Annotated in this window: 11 protein-coding genes and 1 pseudogene; 7 read left to right on the top strand and 5 right to left on the bottom strand. The window is 66.7% G+C overall.

Annotation, left to right across the window (positions count from 1 at the left end):
• From ABIR74_RS09550 to ABIR74_RS09535, 4 genes and pseudogenes are all read left to right on the top strand, one after another.
• Window positions 1-350, top strand: a pseudogene (locus ABIR74_RS09550) (GTP 3',8-cyclase MoaA); the annotation flags it as partial.
• Between the two features lie 218 nt (window positions 351-568).
• Window positions 569-1,321 (top strand): phosphatase PAP2 family protein, encoded by a 753-nt coding sequence (locus tag ABIR74_RS09545; RefSeq protein ID WP_348177445.1) that lies wholly within the window; start codon window positions 569-571, stop codon window positions 1,319-1,321.
• Window positions 1,318-1,980 carry a CDP-alcohol phosphatidyltransferase family protein gene (locus ABIR74_RS09540; RefSeq protein WP_348177442.1) on the top strand — a complete coding sequence of 221 codons (663 nt, stop codon included), beginning with the start codon at window positions 1,318-1,320 and terminating at the stop codon, window positions 1,978-1,980. Before ABIR74_RS09545 ends, ABIR74_RS09540 begins: the two co-directional genes overlap by 4 nt.
• Before the next feature lie 480 nt (window positions 1,981-2,460).
• Window positions 2,461-3,612, top strand: coding sequence for an inositol-3-phosphate synthase (locus ABIR74_RS09535; RefSeq protein WP_348177447.1), 1,152 nt, complete (start codon window positions 2,461-2,463; stop codon window positions 3,610-3,612).
• A 116-nt stretch (window positions 3,613-3,728) separates the two neighbouring features.
• Here ABIR74_RS09535 and ABIR74_RS09530 read toward each other — a convergent pair whose 3' ends face one another.
• A complete protein-coding gene (locus ABIR74_RS09530; RefSeq protein ID WP_348177440.1) occupies window positions 3,729-3,944 on the bottom strand; it encodes a CDGSH iron-sulfur domain-containing protein in 216 nt (71 codons plus the stop codon).
• A gap of 45 nt (window positions 3,945-3,989) precedes the next feature.
• Between ABIR74_RS09530 and ABIR74_RS09525 the strand changes: the two genes are divergently transcribed.
• Window positions 3,990-5,744 (top strand): PHP domain-containing protein, encoded by a 1,755-nt coding sequence (locus tag ABIR74_RS09525; protein ID WP_348177437.1) that lies wholly within the window; start codon window positions 3,990-3,992, stop codon window positions 5,742-5,744.
• A 34-nt stretch (window positions 5,745-5,778) separates the two neighbouring features.
• On the opposite strand, the gene ABIR74_RS09520 is transcribed toward ABIR74_RS09525, so the two are convergent.
• Window positions 5,779-6,078: a type II toxin-antitoxin system RelE/ParE family toxin gene (locus ABIR74_RS09520; RefSeq protein ID WP_348177435.1), complete on the bottom strand. Its 300-nt coding sequence runs from the start codon at window positions 6,076-6,078 to the stop codon at window positions 5,779-5,781.
• Window positions 6,079-6,080: 2 nt separating this feature from the next.
• Window positions 6,081-6,344 (bottom strand): hypothetical protein, encoded by a 264-nt coding sequence (locus tag ABIR74_RS09515; RefSeq protein ID WP_348177433.1) that lies wholly within the window; start codon window positions 6,342-6,344, stop codon window positions 6,081-6,083.
• A 195-nt stretch (window positions 6,345-6,539) separates the two neighbouring features.
• Here ABIR74_RS09515 and ABIR74_RS09510 point away from each other — a divergent pair, with 195 nt between their 5' ends.
• Both ABIR74_RS09510 and ABIR74_RS09505 read left to right on the top strand, forming a co-directional pair.
• The gene (locus tag ABIR74_RS09510) at window positions 6,540-7,148 is read left to right on the top strand and encodes a uracil-DNA glycosylase family protein (RefSeq protein ID WP_348177431.1); all 609 of its coding nucleotides are present in this window, start codon (window positions 6,540-6,542) and stop codon (window positions 7,146-7,148) included.
• Complete coding sequence (locus tag ABIR74_RS09505; protein ID WP_348177429.1) at window positions 7,121-7,861, top strand: hypothetical protein; 741 nt, start codon at window positions 7,121-7,123, stop codon at window positions 7,859-7,861. Before ABIR74_RS09510 ends, ABIR74_RS09505 begins: the two co-directional genes overlap by 28 nt.
• On the opposite strand, the gene rlmD is transcribed toward ABIR74_RS09505, so the two are convergent.
• Both rlmD and ABIR74_RS09495 read right to left on the bottom strand, forming a co-directional pair.
• On the bottom strand, window positions 7,858-9,258 hold the full coding sequence (gene rlmD / locus ABIR74_RS09500) for a 23S rRNA (uracil(1939)-C(5))-methyltransferase RlmD (RefSeq protein WP_348177427.1): 1,401 nt from the start codon (window positions 9,256-9,258) through the stop codon (window positions 7,858-7,860). The genes ABIR74_RS09505 and rlmD overlap by 4 nt on opposite strands.
• 28 nt (window positions 9,259-9,286) lie before the next feature.
• Window positions 9,287-9,502 (bottom strand): secondary thiamine-phosphate synthase enzyme YjbQ (locus tag ABIR74_RS09495; protein ID WP_348177425.1); only part of this gene is annotated, 216 nt, incomplete at its 5' end.

Below are 9,502 nucleotides of genomic sequence, written 5' to 3'. Positions count from 1 at the left end.
CCGCCGCGCTTCCCCTCGAGCCTGCCGAGGAGAACTACCGTGGTGAGGTCGCCCGACGCTGGCGCTATGCCGACGGCAGCGGCGAGATCGGAGTCATCGCCTCTGTCACGCAGCCCTTCTGCGGCGATTGCACGCGCTCGCGCATCTCCGCCGAGGGTCGCCTCTACACGTGCCTCTTCGCAACCAGGGGTCATGACCTGCGCGCCCTCGTCCGCGGCGGTGCCGACGATGCCGAGATCCACGCCACGATCGGACGAATCTGGGGCAGGCGCACGGACCGCTACTCCGAGGAGCGCTCGTCGCGCACTGCGGAGCTGCCGCGGGTCGAGATGTCCTACATCGGCGGCTGAGCCCCCACCGGGGGAGCTGCGAGGGCTGAACGCGCGTCGGGGGAGAGCGCTCCGGGATGCATCGAGGGCCGCTGGCGAGCAGGCTGAATCGACGCCATCACGCGTCACGATCGACGGCAACGAGGCTGCGAACCGGGCTGCCTACCGTACGAGCGATGGTCGACTATCAGACCTGGCGGGCCGCGAGGTGATCGGCCTCCGCCGTTAGACTTCGTCAGATGACGAGCTACACCCAGACCGCTGGCCGGCGATTACCGCGCGGCTGGCTTCATCTTCTCACGCAGATCGCGTTCTGGCTCGGGTTCTACGTCGTGTACCAGTTGGCGCGCGGGTTCGCCGACCGCGACGTGGGCGCCGCGTTCTCGAACGGCATCCACGTGATCCGCATCGAGAACTGGTCCGGGACGCTGTTCGAGCCCGCCCTGCAGCGACTCGTCGACTCGTCATCGATCCTGATCACCGGCACGACCTACACCTACTGGCTCTCCCAGTTCGCCGTCGTCGGGCTGACGCTCGTCTGGGTGTACTTCAAGCACCACGAGCTCTTCGCCGGGTTCCGGAACTGGTTGATCGGAGCGAACCTCGTCGGCCTCGTCTGCTACATCGTCGTTCCCACCGCTCCACCGCGGCTCTATCCCGAGTGGGGCTTCGTCGACACGCTGGCGAAGCACTCGAGCCTCAACCACGAATCGGGACTCGTCGCGCTCACCGCGAATCCCTATGCCGCGATGCCGAGCCTCCACTCGATGGACGCGTTCATTGTCGGGGTCGTCATGTTCGGTGTCTGCAAGAGCTGGCCGATACGCGTGCTCTGGTTGCTCTGGCCAGCCTGGGTGTGGTTCTCGGTCATGGCGACCGGCAACCACTACTGGCTCGATGTGGTCGCGGGCGTTGTCCTCGCGATTGCCACTGGCGCCCTGCTGTTCCGCCGGGAATGGTTCTCTCGCTGGAAGCCGGCGACGACTTCGTGAGCGAGGCCCAGGGAGACGGGCCCAAGGTCAGCGAACTCGACCGGGTCAAGCAGGAGTACATGCAGGCCGCGAGGCAGATCCTGCAGCGGTCGATGAAGGGGGTCGCGAAAACGAAGCTGACACCCGACATGCTGACGATGGCCGGTGTCACGCTCTGCCTCGTCGGTGCCGTGCTCGTCGGCTTCGAGGAGCGCAACCCAAAGCTCTACTTCTGGCTCGGCGGGATCCTCTTCATCGTCGGGTCCGTTGCGGACATCCTCGACGGCGCCCTCGCGCGGGCAGCGAGCAAGGGAACGGTGTTCGGAGCCTTCCTCGATTCGACCTTCGACCGTCTCGGGGAGGCGGCGATGCTCGCGGCGATCGGTCTCGTGTTCGCGCGGGAGGGCAACGACATCGCGCTCGTCGCAGCATTCGCGGCCGTGATCGGGTCGTTCCTCGTCTCGTACACGCGTGCGAAGGCTGAGGCGCTCGGGCTTCGCGGGGACGTCGGCTTCGGCTCGCGCGTCGAGCGCGTCGTCCTGATCTCGATCGGCCTCGCGCTCGCTCCGTGGGGTTGGCTGCAGTGGCCGATCTACGTCCTCGCCGCAATGGCGTGGATCACCGTGATCCAGCGGATCCTCTTCGTGCGGCGTCAGTTGCGCGAGATCGCCGCTTCGTAGCGCAGGCCCCGCGCTGCCCCAGCGCAGCGGCCGCCACGGTCACCTTCCGTCTACCACGACGCGTAGCCCTAGGTGCTGTCCCAAGAGTCGCGCTATACTGATAGCACTTTGGCTGCTAGCACTTTGCCACGAAAGGGCGTCCTGGTTCGGACTCCATCCTCTCTCAAGGCGGCGCTCGTCCGCGAGACGGCCCGCCGTGGTGCCAGCCTGAACGACGTCGCGGTCGGGATTCTCGCCGAGAGGTTCGGCGTCGACTACGTGCCGACGAACCGTAGGAGCCCGCTCCCGGGCTCCAGTCCCGTCGTGCTTCTTCGTATGCCCGAGGAGCTCAAGGACGTAGTCCAGGCCGAGGCGTTCCGCCTCGGCTCGAACACGAATGATGTCATCCTCGCCGCGCTCTCGGATGAGCTCGGTGTTCCGTTTCAATCGAACCGCAGCAGGTCCGTCCCGTTCGGGGGCGGCCGCGGAAAGGACACACCCATGGCCGCTACCAACGGCTCTGCAACCGGCAAGGCCCGCTCCAAGGACAAGGTGCGCGTCGCCATCATCGGCGTCGGCAACTGCGCCAACTCCCTCCTCCAGGGCGTCGAGTACTACAAGAACGCCGACCGTGACGCCTTCGTCCCAGGGCTGATGCACGTCGACCTCGGCGGCTACCACATCTCCGACATCGAGTTCACGGCCGCATTCGACGTCGTCAAGGGCAAGGTCGGCGTCGATCTAGCCGACGCGATCTGGGCTCACCCGAACGACACGATCAAGTTCTCCGAGGTACCGAAAACGGGCATCACGGTGTCCCGTGGCATGACGCACGACGGGATCGGCAAGTACCTCTCCGAGGTCGTCGAGAAGGCCCCGGGTGAGACGGCGGACATCGTCAGGATCCTCAAGGAGACGGGCACCGACGTCGTCGTCAACTACCTGCCGGTCGGCTCGGAGGCAGCGGCGAAGTGGTACGCCGAGCAGATTCTCGAGGCCGGTGTCGCGATGGTCAGCTGCATGCCGGTGTTCATCGCGCGCGAGCCCTACTGGCAGAAGCGCTTCGAGCAGGCCGGCGTGCCGATCATCGGCGACGACATCAAGTCGCAGGTCGGGGCTACGATCTCGCACCGCGTCCTCACGAGCCTCTTCCGCGAGCGTGGCGTGCATCTCGACCGCACGATGCAGCTGAACGTCGGCGGCAACTCCGACTTCCGCAACATGTTGGAGCGGGAGCGTCTCGAGTCGAAGAAGATCTCGAAGACGAATGCCGTTACCTCGATGCTCGACTACGATCTCGGTGAGGGCAACGTTCACGTCGGCCCGTCGGACTACGTGCCGTGGCTGACCGACCGCAAGTGGGCGTACATCCGCATGGAGGGCACCGCGTTCGGCGACGTGCCGCTCAACCTGGAGCTCAAGCTCGAGGTCTGGGACTCGCCCAACTCGGCCGGCATCGTGATCGACGCCGTGCGAATGGCGAAGCTGGCGCTCAACAACGGCATCTCGGGTGCTCTCGAGGCGCCGTCGAGCTACCTGATGAAGTCGCCGCCGGTCCAGATCGTGGACGACGAGGCGCACGACAACACGGAGAAGTTCATCAAGCAGTACGGCATCAAGGCAGTGAAGAAGGCGAAGACCGCCAAGCCCTAGAGACCGGATGTGGATTGGAACGTGCTTCTCGTTCGCGTCACGCCTCTGAACACACGGCGCGAGCGGCAGTGGATGGCCACCTCCTAGGTGGCCGTTCGCTGCCGCCCCGCTTCAGCTCAGGAAGCGAGCGGAGCGGTGTCGTCGGCCTCGAAGCCCGCTTCCTTGTGCGTCGTGTCGCAGAAGGGCTTGTTCTTCGAGTAACCGCAGCGGCACAGAACGACCGAGCTTCCCGGCGGGAGCTCGAACGGAACGCCATCGGCATCGATGATCGTGACGGGGCCGGTGACCTTCAGCGGCCCGTTCGACCGTACCTGGATCGTGACGTCGGACATTCGTCGACTGTACCTGTGATCGAGCGAAGCTAGAATCCGCCGGCCATGGCGCTTCGCATCTGTCTTGTGACCCCGTTCTCCTGGTCACTCCCGCATGACGTGAACGAGCACGTTGCCGGCGTGGCGGCCGCCCTGCGACGCCGCGGACACGCTGTCACGGTCGTAGCACCCTCGTCTCGTACGGCCGACCTACTCGAGGGTCGACGGGCGCTTCAACGAGGCACGATCGGGGAACTGGTAGCGATCGGCGCCGCCCTACCGACCTCGCTGACGGAGCGCGTCGCCCTCCCGATGGGGCTCCGCGCGAACCTCGCCACAGCTTTGGCGCTCGGCTCGTTCGACGTGGTGCATGGCTTCGAGCCAGGCGTCTCGAGCCTTTCGTCGGCCGCGCTGCTCGAGGCGCACTCGGCAACGGCGGCGACGTTCTTCTCCACGGAACGGATCGCGGTACCGCCGCGCAAGAACAAGCGCGCCCAGCTGCTCGCCCGCGTCGACGTGCTGCTCGGCACCTCGGAAGAGGCGATCACCAATGCGTCCGACCGTTTCCCGGGTGACTACGAGCGCGTCTCGATCGGGGTCGACTCTGCGGTGTTCTCCCCGTCTCCGAAGCGAAAGGTGATCGTCGTCGAGCTCGCCCCTGGCCAGAGCGCGGTCGCGAAGGCCATGTTGCGCCTACTCCCGACGCTCGCGGGCTGGGAGCTCGTCCTCGCCCGGACGGCCCCTCTGACACGCCGACCGGCGATCCCCGCGAAGCTTCACGACCGGGCGCGTGTGCGCTCGCTCGTGAAGCCGGATGTCCGGCGGACCACCCTGGCCGAGGCCGCGATCTTCGTTCCGGCTCCCGGAGGAAGCGCGCGCCTCCTGCTCGAAGCACGGTCGAGTGCCTGCGCGATCGCGGAGCCTGCGGGCCTTGCGGAGCAGCCCGAGCTGGCGTCGGCGGCCGTTGCGCGACTCGCCGAGGACGAGGGGTTGCGCGCAACGGAAGCCGCGAAAGGGCGCGAGCAGGCGATGCTGGCAGACTATGCCAACCTGGCCGGGCACCTCGAGTCGGTCTACAGCAAGGCAGCCGCCCGTCGTCGCCCGCCGGCGCCGGGCCCAGCGGTCGAAGGCGATCTCCTGGGTGATCGCGACTGGATCACCGTCGATCTCCACATGCACACGAGCTGGTCGCACGACTGCTCGATCGAGCCGCAAGCGCTCGTCGACCACGCCGAGTCCGAGGGGCTGGGCGCGATTGCGGTCACCGACCACAACGTGTTCGGCGGCGCGCTCGAGGTCGTCGAGCGTGCACGCAAGCGCACATTGATCGTGATCCCCGGAGAGGAGGTCAAGACCGACAAGGAGGGCGAGATCATCGGTCTCTTCCTCAGGGAGGAGATCCCGCGTGGCATGACCTTCGCCGAGACGATCGCTGCGATCCGGGAGCAGGATGGGATCGTCTACATCCCGCATCCCTTCGACCGGATGCACGCGATCCCGTCGGCCGCGACCCTGCAGCGGCACATCGCCGACATCGACGTGCTCGAGGTCTACAACGCACGGCTGCTGTTCGAGGCGTACAACGACGAGGCGCTTCGCTTCCAGCGCAAGTACGGGTTGCTCGCGGGCGCCGGGTCAGACGCGCACGTCCTCCAGGGGGTCGGCACGGGGGCGGTGAGGATGCGCAGTTTCAACGGCCCCGAGGAGTTCCTCCTCTCGCTCAGGAGCGCCGAGGTGCTGCGGCGGCCGAAGTCGCTCGCCTACCTGCAGTCGCTCAAGTGGGCGGCGCAGGTGAAGGAGAAGATCTCGGCGACGGAGTGATGCCGTGGACGGTTCTGACCGAGAACGACGTGCTTCAGCCCGTCGCTCGCGTCGGGGCGGCACTCGACGACCGTCCGTCTTGCACCGTAACGATGGCAACTCGTTCGCCCTCGTCGAGCACCTCGTAGACGATCACCATCCAGCGCCAGGGACCGAGCAGGAAGCGGAATCCCTCCCAGCCACCGCCTGCGAGCTCGGCACCGAGCCGCGGGAACTGTTCCAGGGCGCGCAGCGAACTCTTGATGCGCTCGTTGGTATCGGGCGGAAGCGAATGTGTGACTCGAAGCCAGGCGATGTCCTCGACCGCGGCCCGGCTGACCTCGACTCGGGCCACGGCTAGAGGTCGCCGAGCAGAACCGTGTCGGACGCGCGTGCCTGTTCGCGCCCGAGCTGGGCGCGCTCCAGGGAGCCGGGGATGCCGTTCAGCAACTCGATCATGCCGCGACTGTCGATGTCGGCCTCGTCGATTGCACGCGAGAGCAGCGACCGGGCGAGCGTCCCTTCGAGCGTGTAGGCCTGCTCGGCGAGCCGGCTCAGCTTCGCCGCATGCTCCGGCGTCAGCGTGACATTGAGCCGCGTTGTCTCGTCTGAGCGTGACACTTCTCGAGAGTAGCACGAAATAGCACACGACGTGTAGTCCGGACGAGCCGCCTTTCGCGGTCACAGAACGGCCGTCGGGGGTCGCCGAGCCGATCGGTCGGGCCAGGGTTTTGAACCGGCGAGCCGCCCAGCTCTAGGGCCGGAAACCTCGACATCTTCGAACCGCGTCAAGGAGAACCCCTGCGAGAGAAGAAGGTGATCAGAACGCAGATGCCTTCCGCGCCGCCCACCGACGAGATCTACGAGCGCTACCTCAGGAAGGCGATCAGCGAGATCAACGAGCTGCAACAGGAGCTCCTCGCGATCGCCGATGAGACGCACGTTCCCGTACTCGGATCCGGGCATCCACTTGCCGACATCTTCCTGCTCAAGCACGCTCCGCAGCAAGCCGAGATCACCGAGGGAGTCGCCTTCTTCGGCCGCTCGGGCAATGCTCTGCTCAAGTCGCTGCAACGCCTCGATGTCGACCCGCTCGCGATCTACGGGACGAACTGCCTCAAGTTCGGGACGGAGGACGACGCTCAGGCCCGACCGTGGCTGACGCGCGAGCTGCACATCGTTCAACCGAAGCTCCTGATCGTGATGGGCGAGGAATCGAGCCGATTCCTCGACGCCCTCGAGTTCCCGCTCGCCGACCAGCTGAGCGACCGGGACGTGGGCGTCCTACACCGCTTCACGCCCACGATCGAGGCGATCGTGACGCCCGACATCGACGGCGCCCTCGACGACCGGGGAGCCAAGACGGCCTTCTGGAACGCGTTCAAGGAACTTGGACCGTGGTGGGCGGAGCTGCCTCCGTACTGAGCGCACGACGGGCAGCGGCGCTCGCCGTTGTCGTCGCCGTTCTCGTCGCCTGGGATGCAGGGGCCGGCGTGCTGCCCGATCTCGGGTATCGACCAGACGTCCTCGTGATCGCCCTTGTCGTGCTGCCCGTGACCTTCGCGGTGCCGTGGCTTGCGCTTCCCGCCGCCACCTCTCGCTGGATCCCCCACATCGCGACAGCGCTCGTTGCGCTGTCGTTCCTGCTCTATCTCGCCGGCTTCGGGGCGCTCTTCAACGTCACGAAGCTGCTCGCGCTGACGGCCGTTGGCTTCTGGTTCATGACCGTCTTCGAGGCACTCTCGTGGGTGGTGCTGGTCGCCCTGATAATCCCCTGGGTCGACGTGCTCTCGGTCTGGCGCGGGCCTACCGAGTACATCGTCTCTGAGCAGCCAAGCCTGTTCGACCGCGTCTCGATCGCGTTCCGCCTCCCAGGCGAGGAGGACTCGGCAAATATCGGCCCACCGGACATCCTCTTCTTCTCGCTGTTTCTCGCCGCCGCCGACCGGTTCAATCTGCGGTTGCACCTCACCGGGCTGACTATGGTCGGGCTGCTCTCGCTGACACTGATCTCGACCGACGTCTTCGACCTCGCGGGCCTCCCGGCTCTCCCTGCAATCGCCTTCGGTTTCCTCCTGCCGAACGCCGACCTGCTCTGGAGGGCCTGGCGCGAGCGCGGCCTCGAGATCCGGGGTTAGCCTTCGTCGGGCGGAGTGGCGTCTGCGGGACGCTCGACGCGCTCGAGCAGGTTGACCGTCTCGATGTGAGGCGTGTGCGGGAACATGTCGACCGGGCGGCAGCGGACGAGCTCGTACCCGAAGTCCTCACGGAGCGACTTCAGATCGGAGGCGAGCGTCGTCGGGTTACACGACACGTAGACGATCCGCGGAGCCCTGAGGCGCCCGAGGCGACGGAGAGCCTTGCCCGCGAGACCGGCGCGAGGCGGGTCGACGACGACGACATCGGGCTGACCGGCGCGCTGCTGCAGTTCCTCGAGCGCAAGCGAGACGTTGCCGGCGAAGAACGCCGCGTTCGTGATCCCGTTCAGCTCGGCGTTCTCGATCGCACACGCGACCGACTCTTCGGAGATCTCGACCCCCCACACGGTCAGTGCATCAGGAGCGAGCGTGAGACCGATCGTTCCCGTGCCGCAGTAGAGGTCGTAGACCGTCTCGCTGCCCGTCAGCCCGGCGAACTCGCGGGCAATCGAATAGAGCGTCTCGGCCATCTCGGTGTTGGTCTGCAGAAATGCGTTCGGTCGCACCCGGAAGCGGAGTCCGAGGATCTCCTCCTCGATCGCATCCTCGCCCCAGAGCAGCACCGTCGGAAGGTTCGTGATCTCGGCGGGGGTCTCGTTGACGGCCCAGTGGATCGAGCGCACCTCGGGAAACGTTCGCAGCACCTCGACGAGGTAGCCCTCCTCGAACTTCTTGCCCTTCGCCGTGACGAGCTGCACGAGTACCTGGCCGGTGTTGCGCCCCTCGCGGAACACGAGGTGACGAAGGTAGCCCTTCTGGTCGGCCTGGTCGTACGCGACGAGCTTCTCCTCGCGCGCCCAGCCCTGCACGGCGTCGCGAATCCTGTTGCCGAGATCGGTGGTCAGCAGGCACACCTCGAGCGGGAGCACCTCGTCCCAGCGCCCCGCCCGATGGAAGCCGAGTGCGGGGCCGTCGGGTGTCTGTGTGAAGGAGTACTCGAGCTTGTTGCGATAGTGGTACTGCGAGGCAGCGGGCACGATCGGGTCGATCGGCGGCTCGGCGATCCCTCCCAGGCGCACGAGCGCATCGCGCACCTGCGCCGCCTTCGACTCGAGCTGACGGTCGTAGGCGTAGTCCTGGAAGCGGCAGCCGCCACAGGCCCCGAAATGCGGGCAGGGCGCGACGACCCGGTCGGGGCCGGCCGTCAGGATCTCGAGCGCGGTTGCCTCGGCGAAGCCGCGCTTGACCTTGGTGACGCGCGCGCGCACCGTGTCGCCCGGCAAGCCACGGCGAACGAAGACGACGAAGCCGTCGAGGCGTGCGACACCGTTGCCGCCGAAGGCGAGCGAGTCGACGTGGAGCTCGAGCTCCTCACCATTCGAAACAGGGGCGGCCATGAGCAGCGGAGCGTAGCGGGGATCCCGCCTACTGCAGGACGCTGACGAGCACCGACCGCTCGCGCGGGCCGTCGAACTCGCAGAGGAAGATCCCTTGCCATGTCCCGAGCGCGAGGGTGCCGTCGTCACGCATCGGGATCAGCACGCTCGGGCCCATGAACGCTGCTCGGATGTGCGTTGGGGCGTTCTCCTCGCCCTCCTCGATGTGCTCCCAGGGCCAGTCGGACGGGACGATCCGCTCGAG

This window comes from Gaiella sp. (assembly GCF_039915195.1).
In the GTDB taxonomy this organism is placed as follows: domain Bacteria; phylum Actinomycetota; class Thermoleophilia; order Gaiellales; family Gaiellaceae; genus Gaiella.
The sequence above is the reverse complement of the archived record's forward strand: the minus strand, read 5'-3'. Positions and strand labels throughout refer to the sequence as shown.